The sequence below is a fragment of the Bacteroides sp. ET489 genome, assembly GCF_030518095.1.
GTDB classification, from domain to species: domain Bacteria; phylum Bacteroidota; class Bacteroidia; order Bacteroidales; family Bacteroidaceae; genus Bacteroides; species Bacteroides ndongoniae.
The window spans coordinates 15,363-35,277 of record NZ_JAULLJ010000016.1 but is presented as its reverse complement, the minus strand read 5'-3'; the positions used below and the strand labels follow the sequence as shown (position 1 = coordinate 35,277).

16 protein-coding genes and 1 pseudogene are annotated in these 19,915 nt (G+C 46.9%); 14 read left to right on the top strand and 3 right to left on the bottom strand.

Translation table 11 applies throughout. The features are described from left to right. The first annotated feature begins 83 nt into the window (after positions 1–83). The 5 genes from ileS to Q3C19_RS10445 are packed head-to-tail and all read left to right on the top strand — an operon-like array spanning position 84 to position 5,945. Positions 84–3,587, top strand: a complete 3,504-nt coding sequence (ileS, locus tag Q3C19_RS10465; protein WP_302729148.1) for an isoleucine--tRNA ligase — start codon at positions 84–86, stop codon at positions 3,585–3,587. Positions 3,588–3,628: 41 nt separating this feature from the next. Further along, the gene (locus Q3C19_RS10460) at positions 3,629–4,009 is read left to right on the top strand and encodes a TraR/DksA C4-type zinc finger protein (protein WP_022161678.1); all 381 of its coding nucleotides are present in this window, start codon (positions 3,629–3,631) and stop codon (positions 4,007–4,009) included. Continuing rightward, the gene (locus Q3C19_RS10455) at positions 4,010–4,642 is read left to right on the top strand and encodes a lipoprotein signal peptidase (RefSeq protein WP_022161679.1); all 633 of its coding nucleotides are present in this window, start codon (positions 4,010–4,012) and stop codon (positions 4,640–4,642) included. Then, positions 4,639–5,691, top strand: coding sequence for a DUF4296 domain-containing protein (locus Q3C19_RS10450; protein ID WP_302729145.1), 1,053 nt, complete (start codon positions 4,639–4,641; stop codon positions 5,689–5,691). Before Q3C19_RS10455 ends, Q3C19_RS10450 begins: the two co-directional genes overlap by 4 nt. Then, positions 5,688–5,945 carry a hypothetical protein gene (locus tag Q3C19_RS10445; protein WP_022161681.1) on the top strand — a complete coding sequence of 86 codons (258 nt, stop codon included), beginning with the start codon at positions 5,688–5,690 and terminating at the stop codon, positions 5,943–5,945. Before Q3C19_RS10450 ends, Q3C19_RS10445 begins: the two co-directional genes overlap by 4 nt. Here Q3C19_RS10445 and Q3C19_RS10440 read toward each other — a convergent pair. Further along, complete coding sequence (locus Q3C19_RS10440) at positions 5,896–6,660, bottom strand: RNA methyltransferase (protein ID WP_022161682.1); 765 nt, start codon at positions 6,658–6,660, stop codon at positions 5,896–5,898. The genes Q3C19_RS10445 and Q3C19_RS10440 overlap by 50 nt on opposite strands. 190 nt (positions 6,661–6,850) lie before the next feature. Here Q3C19_RS10440 and Q3C19_RS10435 point away from each other — a divergent pair, with 190 nt between their 5' ends. The 6 genes from Q3C19_RS10435 to Q3C19_RS10410 all read left to right on the top strand — a co-directional run bounded on the left by Q3C19_RS10435 (position 6,851) and on the right by Q3C19_RS10410 (position 14,610). Beyond that, positions 6,851–9,157, top strand: coding sequence for a BamA/TamA family outer membrane protein (locus Q3C19_RS10435; RefSeq protein ID WP_302729142.1), 2,307 nt, complete (start codon positions 6,851–6,853; stop codon positions 9,155–9,157). A 658-nt stretch (positions 9,158–9,815) separates the two neighbouring features. Then, on the top strand, positions 9,816–10,130 hold the full coding sequence (locus Q3C19_RS10430; RefSeq protein WP_022161685.1) for a nucleotidyltransferase domain-containing protein: 315 nt from the start codon (positions 9,816–9,818) through the stop codon (positions 10,128–10,130). Then, complete coding sequence (locus Q3C19_RS10425) at positions 10,127–10,531, top strand: HEPN domain-containing protein (RefSeq protein ID WP_022161686.1); 405 nt, start codon at positions 10,127–10,129, stop codon at positions 10,529–10,531. Before Q3C19_RS10430 ends, Q3C19_RS10425 begins: the two co-directional genes overlap by 4 nt. Positions 10,532–10,868: 337 nt before the next feature. Next, positions 10,869–12,533 (top strand): tetratricopeptide repeat protein, encoded by a 1,665-nt coding sequence (locus tag Q3C19_RS10420; protein WP_302729140.1) that lies wholly within the window; start codon positions 10,869–10,871, stop codon positions 12,531–12,533. A gap of 128 nt (positions 12,534–12,661) precedes the next feature. Beyond that, positions 12,662–13,063, top strand: a complete 402-nt coding sequence (locus Q3C19_RS10415) for a DUF3244 domain-containing protein (RefSeq protein ID WP_302729138.1) — start codon at positions 12,662–12,664, stop codon at positions 13,061–13,063. A gap of 23 nt (positions 13,064–13,086) precedes the next feature. Next, on the top strand, positions 13,087–14,610 hold the full coding sequence (locus Q3C19_RS10410; protein WP_302729136.1) for a vitamin K epoxide reductase family protein: 1,524 nt from the start codon (positions 13,087–13,089) through the stop codon (positions 14,608–14,610). A gap of 68 nt (positions 14,611–14,678) precedes the next feature. Here Q3C19_RS10410 and Q3C19_RS10405 read toward each other — a convergent pair whose 3' ends face one another. Continuing rightward, a complete protein-coding gene (locus tag Q3C19_RS10405; RefSeq protein ID WP_087396154.1) occupies positions 14,679–15,584 on the bottom strand; it encodes an IS982 family transposase in 906 nt (301 codons plus the stop codon). A 99-nt stretch (positions 15,585–15,683) separates the two neighbouring features. Between Q3C19_RS10405 and Q3C19_RS10400 the strand changes: the two are divergent. Further along, positions 15,684–16,223 (top strand): annotated as a pseudogene (locus tag Q3C19_RS10400) (transposase); the annotation flags it as partial. A 95-nt stretch (positions 16,224–16,318) separates the two neighbouring features. Here Q3C19_RS10400 and fabD read toward each other — a convergent pair. After that, positions 16,319–17,206, bottom strand: a complete 888-nt coding sequence (gene fabD, locus Q3C19_RS10395) for an ACP S-malonyltransferase (RefSeq protein WP_302729131.1) — start codon at positions 17,204–17,206, stop codon at positions 16,319–16,321. Between the two features lie 401 nt (positions 17,207–17,607). Here fabD and Q3C19_RS10390 point away from each other — a divergent pair, with 401 nt between their 5' ends. Together Q3C19_RS10390 and Q3C19_RS10385 are read left to right on the top strand one after the other, a co-directional pair. Next, complete coding sequence (locus tag Q3C19_RS10390; RefSeq protein ID WP_071149191.1) at positions 17,608–18,330, top strand: NUDIX domain-containing protein; 723 nt, start codon at positions 17,608–17,610, stop codon at positions 18,328–18,330. A gap of 61 nt (positions 18,331–18,391) precedes the next feature. After that, positions 18,392–19,882 (top strand): xylulokinase, encoded by a 1,491-nt coding sequence (locus tag Q3C19_RS10385; RefSeq protein ID WP_302729128.1) that lies wholly within the window; start codon positions 18,392–18,394, stop codon positions 19,880–19,882. Positions 19,883–19,915 lie beyond the last annotated feature (33 nt).

Genomic DNA, 19,915 nt, shown 5'->3' with positions numbered 1-19,915 from the left:
AATCTTAAAAGCACTGATTTATCCAACTTTTTTATAAATTTGCGCCCTTAAAAATAAAAGTGTATTTAGGAGACATTTAAGATATGAGTAAGAAGTTTGCCGAATATTCGAAGTTCGACCTTTCGGAAGTGAACAAAGAAGTATTGAAGAAATGGGACGAAAACCAGGTTTTCACCAAGAGTATGACAGAACGTGAAGGATGTCCTTCCTTCGTATTTTTCGAAGGACCTCCCTCGGCCAACGGTATGCCGGGTATTCACCACGTAATAGCACGTTCCATTAAAGATATTTTCTGCCGTTACAAGACGATGAAAGGCTTCCAGGTAAAGCGTAAGGCCGGATGGGATACTCACGGACTCCCTGTGGAACTGGGTGTGGAGAAAGCACTGGGCATTACGAAGGAAGACATCGGAAAAACCATCTCCGTGGCCGACTATAACGCTGCCTGCCGCAAGGACGTGATGAAGTTCACGAAAGAATGGGAGGACCTGACACACAAGATGGGATATTGGGTAGACATGAAAGATCCGTATATCACCTACGACAACCGCTACATCGAGACACTGTGGTGGCTTCTGAAGCAGTTGTACAAGAAAGGACTTCTTTACAAGGGATATACCATTCAGCCGTATTCGCCTGCTGCCGGTACAGGACTGAGCTCGCACGAGCTGAACCAGCCGGGATGCTATCGCGACGTGAAGGATCTGACGGTAGTCGGACAGTTCAGAATGAAGAACCCGAAACCGGAGATGGCAGAGTGGGGAACCCCTTACTTCATAGCATGGACTACTACTCCATGGACTTTGCCCAGCAACACAGCACTCTGTGTAGGCCCGAAAATCGACTATGTAGCCGTACAGACTTACAATGGTTATACCGGCGAAAAGATGACGGTTGTTTTGGCCAAGGCATTGCTCTATACACACTTCAATAAAAAGGCGGAAGACATTGCATTAGAGGATTATAAGCCCGGCGATAAACTGATTCCGTTCAAGGTAGTCGGCGAGTACAAAGGTACCGACCTGGTCGGCATGGAGTACGAACAGCTGATTCCTTGGGTGAAGCCGACCGAACTGGATAAGGACGGCAACTGGCAGGAAGCATCGGCCAAAGCTTTCCGTGTGATTCCCGGTGACTATGTGACGACGGAAGACGGTACGGGTATCGTACACATCGCCCCGACTTTTGGTGCCGACGATGCCAACGTGGCACGTGCAGCCGGCATCCCGTCCCTGTTCATGATCAACAAGCGCGGCGAGACCCGTCCGATGGTCGACCTGACCGGTAAGTTCTATCTGCTGGACGAACTGGACGAGAAGTTTGTAGCCGAGTGTGTGGATGTTGAGGCTTACAAGGAATACCAGGGCCGTTGGGTGAAGAATGCCTATGATCCGCAATTCACCGTAGACGGCAAGTACGACGAAAAGGCCGCACAGGCAGCCGAGTCGCTCGACTTCTACATCTGCATGATGATGAAAGCCGCCAACCAGGCATTCAAGATCGAGAAACATGTACACAACTATCCCCACTGCTGGCGTACAGACAAACCGGTGCTCTACTATCCGTTGGACAGCTGGTTCATCCGCAGTACGGCTTGCAAGGAACGCATGATGGAGCTGAACAAGACCATCAACTGGAAACCGGAAAGCACCGGTACCGGACGTTTCGGCAAGTGGCTGGAGAATCTGAACGACTGGAACCTGAGCCGTTCGCGCTACTGGGGTACTCCGCTTCCTATCTGGCGTACCGAAGACGGCACGGAAGAGAAGTGTATCGAGTCGGTAGAAGAACTTTATGCCGAGGTAGAAAAATCGGTGGCTGCCGGTCTGATGCAAAGCAATCCTTACAAGGAGAAAGGCTTTGTTCCCGGTGTATATACCAAAGAAAATTACGATAAGATAGATTTGCACCGTCCGTATGTCGACGATATTATCCTTGTTTCGAAAGACGGTCAGCCCATGAAGCGTGAGTCGGACCTGATAGACGTATGGTTCGATTCCGGTTCCATGCCTTATGCGCAGATTCATTATCCGTTCGAGAATAAAGAACTGCTTGATTCGCATCAGGTATATCCGGCCGACTTCATCGCCGAAGGTGTGGACCAGACACGTGGCTGGTTCTTTACACTGCACGCCATTGCTACCATGGTCTTCGACAGCGTATCTTACAAGACGGTTATTTCCAACGGACTGGTGCTCGACAAGAACGGTAACAAGATGTCGAAGCGTTTGGGCAATGCAGTCGATCCTTTCGCTACGATCGAGAAATATGGTTCCGACCCCTTGCGCTGGTACATGATTACCAACTCTTCGCCGTGGGACAACCTGAAGTTCGATGTGGACGGAGTAGAGGAAGTACGCCGTAAGTTCTTCGGCACACTCTACAACACCTATTCGTTCTTCGCCCTTTACGCCAACGTGGACGGATTTGAGTACAAGGAAGCCGACGTGCCGATGGCAGAACGTCCGGAAATAGACCGCTGGATTCTTTCCGTACTGAATACGCTGGTGAAGAACGTAGACGCCTGCTATAACGACTACGAACCGACAAGAGCCGGACGTCTGATTTCCGACTTTGTCAACGACAACCTGTCTAACTGGTATGTCCGTCTGAACCGCAAACGTTTCTGGGGCGGAGAATTCACACAAGACAAACTGTCTGCTTATCAGACATTGTATACCTGTCTGGAGACCGTAGCCAAGCTGATGGCTCCTATTGCTCCTTTCTATGCCGATATGTTGTACATGGACCTGATTGCCGTAACCGGACGCGACAACGTGGTTTCCGTGCACTTGGCCAAGTTCCCGGTATGTCAGGAAGGCATGATCGACAAGGAGCTGGAAGCCCGTATGCAGATGGCTCAGGACGTCACTTCGATGGTATTGGCATTGCGCCGTAAGGTGAACATCAAGGTTCGCCAGCCGCTACAGTGCATCATGATTCCTGTAGTTGACGAGGAACAGCGTGCCCATGTGGAAGCAGTGAAGTCGCTCATCATGAACGAAGTGAATGTTAAGGAAATCCGTTTCGTGGACGGCGCAGCCGGTGTGCTTGTCAAGAAGGTGAAATGCGACTTCAAGAAGCTGGGACCGAAATTTGGCAAGCAGATGAAAGCGGTGGCAGCACAAGTGGCAGAAATGTCGCAGGAAGCCATTGCCGAACTGGAGAAGGCCGGTTCGTATACCTTCCATCTGGACAGTGGCGATGCGACCATCGAGACGAGCGACGTTGAAATCTTCAGCGAAGATATTCCCGGCTGGCTGGTGGCTAACGAAGGCAAGCTGACCGTTGCTCTGGAGGTCACTGTGACTGAAGAGTTGCGTCGTGAAGGTGTAGCCCGTGAACTGGTGAACCGTATCCAGAATCTGCGCAAGTCGAGCGGATTTGAAATAACTGATAAAATTCGGATCTGCTTATCAAAAAATCAGCAGACAGATGATGCGGTAACCGAATATAAAGACTATATTTGTAACCAAGTCTTGGGAACCTCACTTACGCTTGTGGATGAGGTAGAAAACGGTACAGAGTTGAATTTCGATGATTTCTCTTTGTTCATAAACGTTGAAAAGGAAGTGGCTAAGGCTTAAAAGAGAACCATATTAAGAACCCTAAATAAAATTCTAAAGCTATGGCAGAAAAGACAAGATACTCGGATGCTGAATTGGAAGAATTCCGCGCCATTATAATGGAAAAGCTGGAATTGGCACAACGCGATTATGATTTGCTGAAAGCAAGTCTGACAGGTGCCGATGGAAACGATACAGACGATACATCGCCTACTTACAAGGTGTTGGAGGAAGGTGCCAATACATTGTCAAAGGAAGAAACAACGCGTCTGGCACAGCGTCAGTTGAAGTTTATTCAAGGATTGCAGGCTGCATTGGTACGCATCGAGAATAAGACGTACGGCATCTGCCGCGAGACCGGTAAGCTGATTCCTGCTGAACGCTTGCGTGCTGTGCCTCATGCAACTTTGAGTATAGAAGCTAAAAACAACGGAAAGAAGTAAATGAGTAAAATTCTCACGAAAGGCCGGATAGCCTTGTCCGTTATATTTTCGGTATTGATCATTGACCAGATTATCAAAATCTGGATTAAGACTCACATGTTCTGGCATGAGAGTATCCGGGTGACCGACTGGTTCTATATCTATTTTACCGAGAATAATGGCATGGCTTTCGGCATGGAAATTTTCGGAAAATTGTTCCTGACCAGCTTCCGTATAGTTGCAGTGGCATTCATAGGATGGTTCCTGTACAAGTTTGTGAAGCATGGGATGAAGACCGGTTTCATTGTCTGCATTTCACTGATTCTGACCGGAGCTTTGGGGAATATTATAGACAGCGTATTTTACGGAGTCATCTTCAACGAAAGCACCCATGCGCAGATTGCATCCTTTATGCCGGAAGAAGGCGGATATGCGCCGTTGTTCTATGGTAAGGTAGTAGATATGTTCTATTTCCCTATCATCGAGACCGACTGGCCGCAGTGGATGCCATTTGTCGGAGGGGAACATTTTATATTCTTTAGCCCTATCTTCAATTTTGCTGATGCGGCCATCAGTTGTGGTATTATAGCCCTGCTGCTGTTCTATAGCAAATATTTGAATGATGCCTATCATGCTGTGACAAAAAAATCATGAAAGGAAAGATGCGGATTCGATGGTATAGTATTGCTCTGTCGGTTTTATGTCTGAGTGCTTGTCAGGTGAAAAGACCTGACACAGTGCTGCCAGATGCGACGATGGAGAATGTGCTTTATGATTACCACATTGCCAAGGCAATGGGCGAGGATATCCCCTACAATGACTCGTACAAAAAGGTGCTCTATGTAGAATCCGTCTTCAAGAAGTATGGCATCACTCAGGCGCAGTTCGATTCATCCATGGTGTGGTTTGCCCGCAACCCCGATGCCTTGACCAAGGTATACGAGAAAGTCAACCAACGGCTGAAAGCCCGGCGCGACGGCATCAACCACCTGATTGCCTTAAGGGAAAACCGTCCTAAGTCCTCCCGTCCGGGAGACAGCATTGACGTGTGGTTCGGACAGCGCATTTATCAGCTGACGGGCATGCCTTTGGACAATAAAGTTGCCTTTACCATACCTTCCGACTCCAATTTCCATAGCCGTGACACCTTGCGGTGGAGCGTCCGTTTCCAGATGCTGGGTAAAGCGGCGGATGCGCTTACGGCACCTGTGATGGGAATGCAGGTAGCCTACGCCAAAGATACGGTTATCAGCACCATGCTGCATGTGCTGAAGGAAGGTACGAATACGCTGACCCTGTATGCCGACACGTTAGGCGATATCAAGGAGATCCGTGGCTTTGTGTACTATCCGAAACAGGAGGAAGCCGGCGACTTGCTTCTTGACCGGATTTCGCTGATGCGCTACCATGCGAAAGACTCCTTGCCGGCAATTGCAGCCGATACCTTGCAGGCCGATTCGTTGCGTGCCGATTCCTTGCGGAAAGACTCTTTGCCCAAAGCGAAGGACGATGTGCAGAAGCTGCAGGAAACGCCCTCGCAGCAGGAAGAACGCTCGGAAGAACGTGCACGTCCTCGTCCGGGCGTCAACAATGTGCCGGTTAGCAACAATACTTCTACCCTGAAGTCCGGACAGCGGTTGCAAAAAGCTACCTTAAAGAAGCAGAATGTGGTTCCTTTAAAAACAAGAATGCGAGAAGAATGAAAAGATTTGCCTCGCATTATTTGTTTCTACCAGGCTATGGCTATCTGAAGCAATATGTGGTAGAGGTAGACCAGGGATACGCCGTTCGCATCTTTCCGCTGAAAGAAGAAGTCGAAGACGTCGAATGGCTGCCGGGAGTCATTGCTTTGTTCCCCGAAGGGCCGGACGGCGAACTGGCATCCTATCTGTATTATCCTTTCGACTTCAACGCCATGCAGCCTGTCGCCGGAACTCGGCACAGACCACTGCGGTAGCGATGGCCACATTGAGCGACTCGGATGTTTCGCGGCTGACCGGATAGTTGGGGATATACAGCTTGCGGTTTACCAGTTGTTCTACATCGCGGCCTATTCCTTTCCCTTCGTTTCCCATGATGATGAGCCCGTGCTCGGACAGCGGTTGTTCGTAGATGTTTTTCCCGTCCAGGAAGGTTCCGTATACGGGTACGCCGTTCAGCGAGCGGATCAGTTCAGGCAAATCGGTATAGTGCACTCTGACTCGTGCGATTCCTCCCATCGTGGCCTGAATGGCTTTGGGGTTGTAGATGTCGGCCGTGTTGGGCGAACAGAAAATGTCTTCTATGCCAAACCAGTCGGCCAGGCGCACAATGGTTCCCAGGTTTCCGGGGTCTTGCACGTCGTCGAGTGCCAGGCAGAGTGAATGTTCTACGATTTTAGGGTCGGTCATGTACTGCGGCTGTTCGAATACGGCCAATACCTGTTGCGGAGTTTTTTGCAGGCTGGCGCGTGCAAGCTCTTCTTCCGTCACCTCTGTTATGTCCTGAATGTCCGTCAGATTCTTTTGCGAGGCAAGCCATTCGCGGGTGCCCATCAGGAAACGGCAGTCGAAGTGTCCTAACAGGTCTTCTACCAGCTTGGGGCCTTCTGCCAGAAATACGTTTTCTTCTTTGCGCTTTTTCTTTAACTCCAGCGAATGGATATATTTGATGCGATTCTTGCTTATTGCCATTTTTGTTTCTGTTTCGGTTAATTTGATATGGTTTTGACACAGCCACGTATCCTATTTTCGTGAAACAAAAATACGGGATATTTTTCAGATAATCAAAAACTGTGAACTCTTCCGGCGTTTTTTCTCTGATATGAAAAAATATACTATATTTGTAGGCGTTTTTTTATGCGCCACCTTGATTGACTCCGGAATGAAAAAAGTCTTACGCCTTGCACTGTATGCGGCCATTGTTTTGTTAGGGGCTTCGTGCTCTTCCACCAAGTATGTGCCGGAAGGTTCCTATTTGCTGGACGAGGTGCGCATACATACGGACAACAAGGATGTAAAGCCTTCCAGCCTCTCTCTTTATGTCCGGCAGAATCCGAATGCCAAATGGTTCAGTCTGGTGAAAACCCAGCTTTATGTTTACAACATGTCCGGCCGCGACAGTACGCGCTGGATCAACCGCATATTGCACCGAATGGGAGATGCCCCGGTCATTTACAGCGAGGATGAAACCGAGCGTACAAGGGACGAGATAGGAAAAGCAGTGCGCAACATGGGCTATATGGGCGCCACCGTTGCCGCGGTGCCGAGCTACAAAGGGAAGAAAGTGAAGCTGACCTATCGGGTGACGACGGGCAAGGCTTACAAGGTGCGTACGCTGAACTATGATATCCCTGATGAAAAAATCCGGAACTATATGCGGCAGGATTCGGCAAAGACGTATCTGAAAGAGGGAATGCTTCTGGATGTGAATTTGCTGGATCTGGAGCGGCAGCGCATTACGGACAACCTGCTTCGGAACGGTTATTATAAGTTCAACAAAGACTACCTTACCTACACGGCCGATACTGTCAGAAATACTTTTCTGGTCGACCTGACGCTGCATCTGTCGCCATACAGGGGAAGCGGCGACGGACAGGCACAGACGCACCGGCAATACACCATCGATAAGGTCAATTTTGTGACCGACTACAATGTGCTTCAGTCTTCGGCCTTGAGCAGTATTGAGGTAAACGACTCCGTGCACTACAAAGGCTATCCCATTTACTATAAAGACAATCTCTATCTGCGGCCTCGGGTGCTGACCAACAGTTTGCAGTTTACTCCGGGCAGCCTGTACAATGAGTACGACGTTCAGCGCACTTATGCCAACTTCGGGCGTTTGCAGGCACTGAAATATACGAATATCCGCTTCTTCGAGGTCCAGCGGAACGACAGTGCTTTGCTGAACGCTTATGTGATGTTGACCAAGAGCAAGCATCAGTCTGTTTCGTTCGAGCTGGAAGGAACCAATTCGGCGGGCGACCTGGGTGCAGCCGCTTCCGTCTCTTTCCAGCACCGCAACCTGTTTAAGGGCTCGGAACTGTTTATGGTCAAGCTGCGTGGGGCATACGAAGCTGTGTCCGGTCTGCAAGGCAGTTATCGTGACGAAGACTATACCGAACTGGGTGCCGAAACGACCATCAACTTTCCGCGTTTCCTTTTCCCGTTCCTGTCGTCCGATTTCCGTAGGAAGATAAGGGCCAGTACGGAGTTCGGCTTGCAGTATAATTATCAGTTCCGTCCCGAGTTTACCCGTATCGTAGCTTCGGGCAGCTGGAGCTACAAGTGGGGAATGCAGCAGAGCAACATGCAGCATCGCATCGACCTGCTCGACATCAATTACCTGTACATGCCTTGGATTTCGCAGGAGTTCGAAGAGCAATATCTGGAAAAAGATGAAAACTATATCCTGAAGTACAATTACGAAGACCGGTTGATAGTCCGTACGGGCTATAGTTTTGTTTACAACAGTGCGGGGCGTGCCTTGATGAACAATACCTTGATAGGCGATTCGTATTCGGTACGTTTCAATATCGAGTCGGCGGGCAACCTGTTATACCTGTTGGGACGCACGGTAGGCATGAAAAAGAATGAGAACGACGAGTATACGCTGCTCAACATCCCGTTTGCCCAATACGTGAAGGGAGATATTGATTTTGCCAAGAATATCATGATCGACAATCGCAACTCGCTGGCCTTCCATATTGGTGGCGGCATAGCGGTGCCCTATGGAAATGCTACCGTAGTTCCGCTGGAGAAGCGCTATTTCTCGGGAGGTGCCAACAGCGTGCGTGGCTGGTCGGTGCGCAATTTAGGACCGGGTTCTTTCCCCGGCGACGGCAATTTCCTGAATCAGACAGGCGACATCAAGCTCGATGCCAGCATCGAATATCGCACCCGCCTGTTCTGGAAGTTCCGGGGCGCGGTGTTTGTCGATGCCGGAAACATCTGGACGTTGCGCGATTATAAGGACCAGCCCGGAGGTCAATTCCGCTTTAACAAGTTCTATAAGCAGATTGCGGTGGCATACGGATTGGGGTTGCGCCTCGATCTGGACTTTTTCGTGTTGCGTTTCGATGGAGGTATGAAGGCGGTCAATCCCGCCCAGGGGGCAGAGCGTTATCCCATTATCCATCCCGATTTCGGCCGCGATTTTGCCTTCCATTTTGCCGTAGGTTATCCCTTCTGATTTTTCCCCAGTTGGGGAATTATTTTTTCCCAGTTAGGAAATCATTTTTTCCTAGTTAGGGAATAATTTTTTCCCAGTTAGGCGTTTTCCGTGTAATCCGTGCCTGAGGAAAATTGCAAGTAATACTCGTGGAAGTTGCAAGCAATACTCGTGGGAATTACATGTAATACTCGTGGAGATTGCTTGTAATACCCGTCGGCTTTCCTTTCACAACCCGGCAGCATTGCTTGTTAATCTCGGCGACATTGCTTGTTACGTCCGACAGCATTGCTTGTTACGTCGGCTAACTACCTATATCGCGCGGCTAAAGTAGGTAGTTACGGTCGCCAAGTGGCACTTTGGGAATGAAAAGTGAATAATTGGAAATGAATAACGTGGGTGAAAGATGGATACGCGGACGACGCTGAATGGGCGGATTCACACGGATAAAAATAAGAAAAGGGAAAAATGGGTTCACGCTTTCAACAGGAAAAATCTGCACTGATAATCAGTGATATATGGTGAAAGATAAGTTTCACGTTCATTCAATTAAAAATTAGAAATTAAAATCCGCGTTCCGTCTCCGCGTAATCTGGGGTAACAACTCTGCTGTAAAACAAATGAGATTGTTTGGAATTCTACAGGAATTTGTTTTTCTTTGTATAAAAGATTGTGGAAGATGAAAACAGATGTTCTGAATCAGTTGAAGGATGCTTTGCGGAAATTGCTGCCGGAAGGTTCGCATGCATACTTATATGGTTCCCAAGCACGTGGTGATGCTCGTCCCGATTCCGATTGGGATATCCTTATATTGTTGGACAAAAATAAAATTGAAGCCGAGGATTATGACAACGTGTCTTACCCTTTGGTGGAGTTAGGTTGGTCACTTAATGAATGTATTAGTCCCGTACTTTATACGGTAAAAGATTGGATGAAGTATCACTTTACACTTTTTTTCCATAATGTGAAGGACGAAGGTATTTTATTGGTATGAGTTTGAGTGAAGAGGATATTAAGGCGATTGTGTTTTATCGTAAAGAAAAAGCTTACGCAACATTGCGTGAAGCTGAAGACATGATTGCATCGAAGCATTGGAATTTGGCAATGCAACGCTTGTATTATGCCTGTTTTTATATGGCTTCGGCTTTGTTGCTCAGTGCAGGATTGAAGTCGCAAACACACAATGGTGTTGTAGGACAATTGGGGATGCATTATGTTTCACAGGGGCTTTTAACCAAAGAAGAGGGACGATTGTATTCGCGTTTGTTACAGAATCGTATAACAGGGGATTATAATGATTTTTTTGATTTTACAGAAGAGGATGTGCTTCCTTTGGTAGAACCGGTTCATCATTTGCTTGACAGGTTGAAAGATTTAATCGCTCTGAATAAATAACTTTGCATTCTCCGTGTTGCACTTACCACAGATAATCCAGAATTACACAGATTTATTAATATGTCACCCTCGTAGAGACGCAAAATTTTGCGTCTGCGTCTCCCCATGACCGTAAGCGTGGAGACGCTTACAATTAAAAATTAAAATCCGCGTTCATCCGCCCATTCCGTGTCGTCCGCGTATCTATCTTTTCGCCTATCTATCCTTCACCGCAACGCATTAATTCTTAAAAGATTACGGTGAAACTTCACCCCATAAACGCCGTGAAACTCTGTGCTTTCTGTGGTGAGTCGGAAATAAAAAAATCGTATCTTTGCCACCAAATAAATTCACCGACATGAAACTGACGCATTACCTCCTCCTGTTGCTCTGCTTGTGCTGCCTGTCCTGCGGCTCGCGCACGGACTATCCCAATCTGCTTGTCAAGGCGGACAGCCTGATAGATGCCCGTCCCGACAGTGCCTTGACTCTGTTGCATAGCATCCCTCCTTCGGCTCTGGAAGAGGGCGACCGCATGCGTCACCGGTTGCTGACCGTGGAGGCGGAATGCCGCAACGGACAGATGCCGGCCAGCGACTCATTGCTGTTGCCGGTCATCGACTATTTCCATCGTACCGGTGATGTCTTTTGGGAAGCGCGGGGCGAGTACAACCGAGGATATATTCTCCATAAGCTCCGGCAAAGTGGACAGGCCTTGGAAATCTTTCAGCGAGTAAAGATACAGATGGAACAGTGTGGAAATACCTGGTGGTTAGGACGGACGTATGGAAGGATAGCCTATATCTATCACAGTCAGGGGATGTATTCGCAAGCCGATTCCCTTTATAGGAAAACAGAGCAGTTGGCTGTACAAGTGGGAGATACTGCATTGTGGTTAGAAACATTGGATAGGAGGAGCGTCCATCTGATAGCTCAAGGAGAGGAACATTACCGGGAAGCGGAAACACTGTTGTTGAAGGCCTGTTTATTGGCTCGACAGAAAAAATTAGTAAAATACCAAAGTAATTGTATGGAGACTTTGAGTCTGTTGTATAGTTATATGCAGGATGGTGAGCAAGCCTTACGGTGTGCCCGGGAAGCTTGGAGGTTAGAACCGGATACCGCACGGAGGTATATGTCCAGTTTGCTGATAGGTGAGGCTCATTATAAACTGAATCATTATGACTCCGCTATGGTTTGGTTGGAAAGGACGGTTGCGTGTCGTCCTTCTCTGGCTGTCCGTTCGGCGGCCTACATGCGTCTGGCAGATATTGCCGAAGAACAGGGGGATGCGGAAAAGGCGTTGGCCTATCAGAAGAAGTATCAGCAGACCGAGAACGAACTGACAGAACAGTCGCAGGTAACCGAAATCCGTTTGACAGAGCAGGTGCAGACACATCGGCAGGAACAGTCGCAAATGAAGCGGCTGATTCTGATTTGTCTGGCGGCAATTGGTGCATTGGCCGTTTGCATTGTGCTGTTGTTGGGACGAAGAGCCAAAGAGCGGAAACGTCTTCGCGGGCAGATGGATGCACTGATGAAGTTCTGGTGGAGGGAACATCGGGTGCTGTTGTCCGCAGCCCCGTCAGTGGTTGAGCCGGAAGTCCTCTTACTGCCTTTCAATGAGCCGAAAGAGGTGCACCCTCTGATCGATTTTGACGACTTGGTCGGTCATCTTCGCGAAACGGAACTATATGCCAAGGTGACCCGTATTCTTTCTTATCACCAATCCTACAACGATTATGAAGAACATTTCACGGTAGAAGATCAGAATGAACTGCTTAACCTGATTAACCGTTTTACGGACGGTTTCATCACCCGTCTGGAAAAACAAGTTTCACTTTCCGAAAAGGACCTTCGTTTTTGTGGTCTCCATCTGTTGGGCTTGTCCACACAGGACATCGCCATTCTGTTGGAAAAAGACCGCTCCGGTGTATATAAACGTCAGAAACGTCTCCTGCATCAATATTTCCCGGATGCAGGCGATGAAAAGTTGGAAAAGGTGTTGAAAAGCATCAAATAGCCCCAGTTCCACACCTTTTCCACACTTAAAAGTTTGTGGAAAACTGAAAATTCCACAAAAATTCCACAAATTCAGTGTTCCCCATAGGCTAAATTTGCAGTATCGAAAATCAAAAAATAATACTGAAAATGAAAACATTGATTCTGCTTTTAATTTCTTTATGGATGGGTACGTTGCCCTTCTATGCCAAGGACGGGAATACTTCTTCGACTACAACGGTAACAAATACGGAAAAATCGGATGTAAAAAAGATACCGTTGAATGTTCAGCATTCGGATGAGAGCGCATATTATTCATTATTATTTCCTGTTGCTTATGCTTATTTATATAACAAAGTAATAAGCGTAGACCTTAGTGAACTACCCGGTACTTTTACTGTCCGTATCATCAGTTTGTCCACAGGAAAGGAAGTTGCTTCGCAAACGTTTTGCGAGTTTGTGGAGATTGATTTAAGTGCTTGTAGCGGTGGGGACTATCAGCTCGACATCATGTCGGAGGATGAGTGGTTGCAAGGAGAATTTACGTTATAACCCGACTTTAATTATCCGTTTGTATGTCCGTTGATGCCCATACTGTTTCTTTACTTTATCGCTACTTGCGGATGCTTTCCGTGCGGGTAGGCCGTGGTACAGTCGCCCGCCTGCTTGCCCATCCCTTGGGCAACAGCATGCGGGGACTGAGCGACGCGCTGGACGAATTGGGAATACGGAATGCCGTTTATCAGCTTCCGCCGGAATATTTCGACCAACTGGAGGCGCCGTTTATAGCAGTGACCCGACAGGCGGAAGTGCCTTTTTGCTTGGTGGAGCGAATAAACGGGACCTCGTTGGCGGTGTACACACGTGGCAGGCGGATAAGAGTAGAACGCGAAGCGTTTCTCCGTACTTGGACGGGAGGTGTGCTGGTGGGCGAAGTGACGGCTGAAACACAGCAGGACAGCTACTTCTTTTTTCGGAACGTGGCTTACTGGATCTGTCGTTACAGTCTGTTGGGAGCAGGTATCTTGGGAACATTGCTGGTTGTCGGAACGTCGTCGTCTGTGGCAGGAGCTTTGTATTTATTTACGCTGTGTGCAGGCATGTTCGTTTCTTCTGCTATCTTGTACAAAGAGATGTCCAACCGGAATTTCTTGCATCGGTTTTGTCACATTGGCACGACAATCGATTGCAATGCGGTGTTGCAGTCCAAGGGTGCCCGCCTGGCGGGTATGGGCTTGGGCGAGCTTAGTCTGTTCTATTTCAGTACGTTGCTGCTGTTTGCGCTCTGCCATCCTCATGGCTTTGGGTGGCTTGCTGCAGGCTGTGCTTCGGCAGCGTTAGCTTTTACGGTTTATTCTATTGTTTACCAACTGTTTGTAATAAAGAAAGGATGTATGCTTTGCCTGATGGTTTGTCTGATTGTATGGCTGAATAGCTTGGCGTTGTATTTGCTTTGGAGCGATGAAGCTCGCTTTACGCCTGCCTTTACAGCTTGTGTCGCTTTGGCTCTATCGGCAGCCTTTTGCATGGCTGTATGGCAGACTGTCAAGCGTCAGATACGGATCGGGCAAGAAGCGGTGGAGGGGAGGCAACGGTTAAGTTCCTTGTTCAATGCGGAGGCGTTTAAGGCATTGTCAGGCATTCAGCCCCACATTGGCGAAATGCCGGACAGAGGCATCTGCCTGCACAACGGACGAACCGGTGGTGATGAAGTGTTGATTGTGACCAATCCTATGTGTAAAAACTGCGCCCGTGTGCATCCGTATTTGAAAGATTTGTCGGCTCGGGCTTCGGTGTCGTTGATTCTTCTAACGTTTCCGGGTGACAAGATAGGCAGGGAAGTTGCCCTCAGATTGATTGCTGCCTGGCAGATGGAAGGATGGGATAAAATGATAGAACTATTGGAAACGTGGAGCACAAAACACGTCCTTCATTCCTTGCTTTGTTATCCCGTTACCGAGAAAGCGGAGCAGATGTATGAAGAACATTTACGCTATGCCATCGGGCAGCATATTACCAAAACTCCTTCTGTGATTGTGCAAAAGGGGTATGTACCGGAGGTGTATCGGATAGAAGACTTGAAATATGTATTGACATAAAGATATAACTTCATGAAGTATCTGTATAGGCACAGTAAAAGCCTAAAATTAACGTGAGTTCGATGAATTTAGAATAAGGCAAGCTGTGTATCCAATGTGCGTTGTACATGGATGCAAGGCTTTTTAGGGAACACGCAATAAGCGGCAATTGCCCCAAGCATGTTTACTATGAAATTCTCAAAACTCCTGTGCCTTGAATGCTCCACTTGTGCGATGTTTTTCAATTCGTCATTCACGGTTTCAATTATAGCCCTCTTTCTGAGAAGAAGCTTGTCGGAGACACTCATCAACGCACCTTTCATGTTGCTTTTCAATTTTGTGATAAGTTGTATGCCATCGACAAAGAGCCTTTGGAAGAGATTCTTTCCGATATAGCCTTTGTCACCGACGAGCTTTCCGTAAATGAATTCAACAAAAGCCTTGTACTCAAGCGGTTTGCGGTCATCTACGTCACCTGGAGTTATCATGAAATTCAGAATCTCGCCCTTCTCGTTGCAAATCAAGTGCAGTTTGAAGCCAAAGAACCATCCCATGGAACATTTGCCTCTTTGCGCAATGCCCTTGAATACTTTGTGGATATGTATCCTTTGGTTCCTACACACCCTCAACGGAGTGCTGTCGACAAAGCTTATGCCTGTACACTTACCCAGCAATACCTTCTTTATAAATAAGGCCAAGGGGACGGCAACCTGCTTTTCAAGTTCCACGAAGCGGTTGTAGGAGACAACCTTGGGGAAGAGGTGGCGAAGGTGCTTGCAGACTTTTTCTACATAAAAATGCTTTAGGCAACGATAACCAGAGTCATGAAACAATATCATAATAAGCATAATTTCAGACTTTGACATGGTTGAATCGCGGTGATAAGCACGCTTATTATCAGATTTCAATGTGTATTTCTTCATCATAGCATCAAAAAACTTGCAGAAATCGTCTGCCATACAAAATAATTCTGTAACTTTGTCCTCGGTGATCATAGCGATTATTGTTCGTAAGTCTTTGTATTTTAGCACTATAAAGTTACAGCAATTTTCGCTAATCACCAAATCTTCAAACACTTATATTTCATCGAACTCACGTTATATTACAATGCCGAAGGTGACTATTACGTCTGCCCGATGGGGCAACACATGGAACGTGTCGGTACAACGCGGTCAAAGACGGAAAGCGGATATGTCACCGAAAGCGCACGCTACAAGGCACAGCGTTGTGAGGGATGCCCGCTTCGGGGAAGTTGTTTCAAGGGCAAGGGGGACCGGATAATCGAAGTCAACCACCGTCTGAACGAATACCGGCGGAAAGCCAGGGAGAGGCTCACGTCAGAAGAGGGAATCAGGCACCGGGGACGGCGGTGCATCGAACCGGAAGCCGTCTTCGGGCAGATGAAATACGACATGGCGTACAAACGTTTCCGCCATTTTGGTATTGACAAGGTTAAAATGGACTTTGCCTTCTTTGCCATTGCCTTCAATCTAAAGAAAATGTGCTCAACAATGGCAAAAAGGGCCATTAATGGAGGATTTTGCCCAGAACAAAAACCAATTACGGGCATTGCCATGATTTTGTATGTGGAAAATTCAAAATTTGAGAGAAACTCTCAAAATTTGGCTGCTTGAAGAATTTCCATACCTCTCATAATGAAAAAGAGGGCGTGTCAAATATTTCTCAATTTGATACACCCCCTTTTATATATATATGATATTTGAACTTTTTATGCGATGCCGTGAGCCGATACAGAAGAATCTATCTTCTTGATCAGACCTTGCAGCACTGCGCCCGGGCCGCATTCTGTAAAGTCGGTTGCACCGTCGGCTACCATGTTCTTTACAGTTTGTGTCCAGCGTACGGAAGCTGTCAGTTGGGCAATGAGGTTCTTCTTGATTTCTGCCGGATCGGTGTGGGGCAAAGCGTCGACATTCTGATAAACCGGGCATTTCGGAGTATGAATCTCAGTAGCATTAATAGCTGCTTCCAATTCTACTTTGGCAGGATTCATCAGCGGGGAGTGGAATGCGCCGCCTACCTTGAGTGGAAGGGCGCGTTTTGCACCGGCAGCTTTCATCAGTTCGCATGCTTTGTTGATTCCTTCGATCGAACCGGAGATTACAATCTGTCCCGGGCAGTTGTAGTTGGCAGCTACGCAAACTTCGCCTTCGGCACTTACTTGTGCGCAGATTTCTTCTACTTTCTCATCGGGCAATGCGATAATGGCGGCCATGGTTGAAGGGTGTGCTTCGCAGGCTTTCTGCATAGCCATGGCGCGGGCATATACTAATTTTAGACCATCCTCGAAACTCAGTGCTCCGGCAGCTACTAAAGCAGAGAATTCTCCAAGCGAGTGTCCGGCAGTCATTTCGGGTTTGAATTCTTCGCCCATGCAGAGTGCAGAGATGACTGAATGGAGAAATACGGCAGGCTGAGTAACTTTGGTCTGGCGCAGATCTTCGTCTGTTCCGTTGAACATGATGTCTGTGATACGGTAGCCGAGAATATCATTGGCTTTTTCGAACAGTTCTTTAGCTAAAGCTGAATTTTCGTACAGGTCTTTTCCCATTCCTACGAATTGGGCGCCTTGCCCTGGAAATACAAATGCTTTCATTTTTATTGTTTTTAGTTACTATATAAAAAGTGCTGCAAAGTTAGGCCTTTTTCTGATAATCACCGCACATATGTGCAATTTTTGTGCAATCCGATTGTGGGCTGTGTTTTTTCAGATACAATAAGTGGTGTATGGGATGGCATACCTTAATCTCGCTTGAATTCCTTATAAATGAGAATGTTTTGTGTTGTTCGTGCTGTATGTTTGCTGGTCGTTCGCGAATACATATATTACATATTGTATTACGTATGATAAGGTTGTGATTTCATATTGTATAATATATGATAACTATTGCTCTGAAAAATAATGCTTTATAACATAATATTTTTTCTGTTTTATATGATTGTATTTTGAAAAAACATCTATATATTTGCAGCGTTTAATCAAAATATCATGTAAGCATGGAACACGAAATGCCATTGGCAAATAATCATATCTCGGTAGATTGTGTAGTAATTGGGTTTGACGGAGAACAGCTGAAGGTTTTGCTTATTCGTCGGATGGGTGAGGAAGAAGGTGAAGTGTTTCACGATATGAAATTGCCGGGAAGCTTGATTTATATGGATGAGGATCTGGATGGGGCAGCTCAAAGGGTGCTGAATGAACTGACAGGAGTCAAAAACGTGAATCTGGTACAGTTTAAGGCCTTTGGCTCTAAAGACCGGACCAAAGATCCGAGGGATGTTCATTGGTTGGAACGAGCCATCCAGTCGAAAGTTGAGCGTATTGTGACCATTGCTTATTTGTCGTTAGTGAAGATTGATCGTACGCTGAATCGTGATTTGAATAATTTGCAGGCGTGTTGGGTGGCTTTGCCGGATATCAAAGATTTGGCTTTTGATCATAATTTGATTATAAAAGAAGCTTTGCTGTATATCCGTCAGTATGTAGAAGCGAATCCGTCTGCTCTGTTCGATCTGCTTCCGCGTAAATTCACGGCTTCTCAGTTGCGTACACTGTACGAATTGATATATGGAAAACCGATTGATGTGCGTAATTTCCATAAGAAAATCGCTTTAATGGAGTATGTAGTACCTCTCGAAGAACGTCAGCAGGGAGTGGCTCATCGTGCTGCCCGCTATTATCGTTTCGATAAGAAAATCTATAATAAGTCCAGACGTTAAGAGGGACTGGGTATATTCCTTGTAAAAACATAGAATTATTAACTTTTAATATAATTTCAAAGTGTATCTATTAGGTTATGACATCGGTAGCTCGTCGGTAAAGGCGAGTTTGGTAAATGCAGAAAGTGGAAAATGTGTTTCTTCTGCTTTTTTCCCGAAAACGGAAGCTGCTATTATTGCAGTAAAACAAGGTTGGGCAGAACAGAATCCTGAAAGCTGGTGGGAAAACCTGAAGCTGGCTACGGAGGCTATTCTCACAGAATCGGGTGTGAACGGAGGAGAAATTAAGGCTATTGGTATTTCTTATCAGATGCATGGATTGGTATGTGTAGACAAGAATCAGCAAGTACTGCGCCCGGCAATTATCTGGTGTGATTCGCGAGCCGTTCCGTATGGACAGCGTGCGTTTGAGACATTGGGCGAAGAACGTTGCCTTTCTCATTTGCTGAATTCTCCGGGCAACTTTACTGCTTCCAAGTTGGCTTGGATTAAGGAGAATGAACCGGAGGTTTACGAGAAGATATACAAGATTATGCTTCCTGGTGATTATATCGCGATGAAGTTGAGCGGTGAGATCTGTACAACGGTATCAGGCTTGTCCGAAGGTATGTTTTGGGATTTCAAAAACAATTGCCTGGCAGAATTTCTGATGGATTATTATGGCTTTGACTCTTCGCTGATAGCTGATATAAAACCGACATTTGCCGAACAGGGGCGTGTTACTGCGGCTGCAGCTAAAGAATTAGGTTTGAAAGAAGGTACTCCTATCACTTATCGCGCTGGTGACCAGCCGAACAATGCACTTTCACTGAATGTCTTCAATCCTGGTGAAATCGCTTCAACGGCAGGTACGAGTGGCGTTGTTTATGGAGTGAACGGAGCAGTAAACTATGATCCAAAGTCTCGTGTCAATACTTTTGCACACGTCAATCATACTGCTGATCAGACCCGTCTGGGTGTGTTGCTTTGCATCAACGGAACAGGTATCCTGAACTCATGGGTAAAACGTACAATTGCTCCCGAAGGTATTTCTTATAATGAAATGAATGTACTGGCTTCTCAAGCTCCTATTGGAAGTGCAGGCATCAGCATTCTGCCTTTTGGTAATGGTGCCGAACGTATGCTGGAGAATAAGGAGATCAACTGCTCCATCCGTGGATTGAACTTTAACTTGCACGGTAAGCAGCATATTGTACGTGCAGCGCAAGAGGGTATCGTATTTTCGTTTAAATATGGTATTGATATTATGGAGGGTATGGGTATTCCTGTGCAGAAAATACATGCCGGACATGCCAATATGTTCCTGAGTTCCATTTTCCGTGATACGCTGGCCGGTGTGACCGGTGCTACCATTGAACTGTATGATACCGACGGTTCGGTTGGTGCAGCCAAGGGTGCAGGAATTGGTGCAGGTATTTATAAAGATAGCAACGAAGCCTTTGCCACACTGGAAAAACTTGACGTAATAGAGCCTAACCAGAGCAAACGTCAGGAATATCTTGATGCTTATGCACGTTGGAAGCATCGTTTGGAAAAGTCTATGAGAGATTAATTTAATTGAAAAGAAGAAGATTTTATTATTAAC

Excerpts from the sequence above, each read along its gene's own strand:
- Q3C19_RS10450 (WP_302729145.1), top strand. The coding sequence starts at position 4,639 with ATGAAAGGAAAGATGCGGATTCGATGGTATAGTATTGCTCTGTCGGTT.
- Q3C19_RS10425 (WP_022161686.1), top strand. The coding sequence starts at position 10,127 with ATGAGTTTGAGTGAAGAGGATATTAAGGCGATTGTGTTTTATCGTAAA.
- Q3C19_RS10440 (WP_022161682.1), bottom strand. The coding sequence starts at position 6,660 with ATGGCAATAAGCAAGAATCGCATCAAATATATCCATTCGCTGGAGTTA.
- Q3C19_RS10455 (WP_022161679.1), top strand. The coding sequence starts at position 4,010 with ATGAGTAAAATTCTCACGAAAGGCCGGATAGCCTTGTCCGTTATATTT.
- Q3C19_RS10415 (WP_302729138.1), top strand. The coding sequence starts at position 12,662 with ATGAAAACATTGATTCTGCTTTTAATTTCTTTATGGATGGGTACGTTG.
- Q3C19_RS10460 (WP_022161678.1), top strand. The coding sequence starts at position 3,629 with ATGGCAGAAAAGACAAGATACTCGGATGCTGAATTGGAAGAATTCCGC.
- Q3C19_RS10390 (WP_071149191.1), top strand. The coding sequence starts at position 17,608 with ATGGAACACGAAATGCCATTGGCAAATAATCATATCTCGGTAGATTGT.
- Q3C19_RS10405 (WP_087396154.1), bottom strand. The coding sequence starts at position 15,584 with ATGATCACCGAGGACAAAGTTACAGAATTATTTTGTATGGCAGACGAT.
- ileS (WP_302729148.1), top strand. The coding sequence starts at position 84 with ATGAGTAAGAAGTTTGCCGAATATTCGAAGTTCGACCTTTCGGAAGTG.
- Q3C19_RS10420 (WP_302729140.1), top strand. The coding sequence starts at position 10,869 with ATGAAACTGACGCATTACCTCCTCCTGTTGCTCTGCTTGTGCTGCCTG.
- Q3C19_RS10435 (WP_302729142.1), top strand. The coding sequence starts at position 6,851 with ATGAAAAAAGTCTTACGCCTTGCACTGTATGCGGCCATTGTTTTGTTA.
- Q3C19_RS10445 (WP_022161681.1), top strand. The coding sequence starts at position 5,688 with ATGAAAAGATTTGCCTCGCATTATTTGTTTCTACCAGGCTATGGCTAT.
- Q3C19_RS10410 (WP_302729136.1), top strand. The coding sequence starts at position 13,087 with ATGTCCGTTGATGCCCATACTGTTTCTTTACTTTATCGCTACTTGCGG.
- Q3C19_RS10430 (WP_022161685.1), top strand. The coding sequence starts at position 9,816 with ATGAAAACAGATGTTCTGAATCAGTTGAAGGATGCTTTGCGGAAATTG.
- fabD (WP_302729131.1), bottom strand. The coding sequence starts at position 17,206 with ATGAAAGCATTTGTATTTCCAGGGCAAGGCGCCCAATTCGTAGGAATG.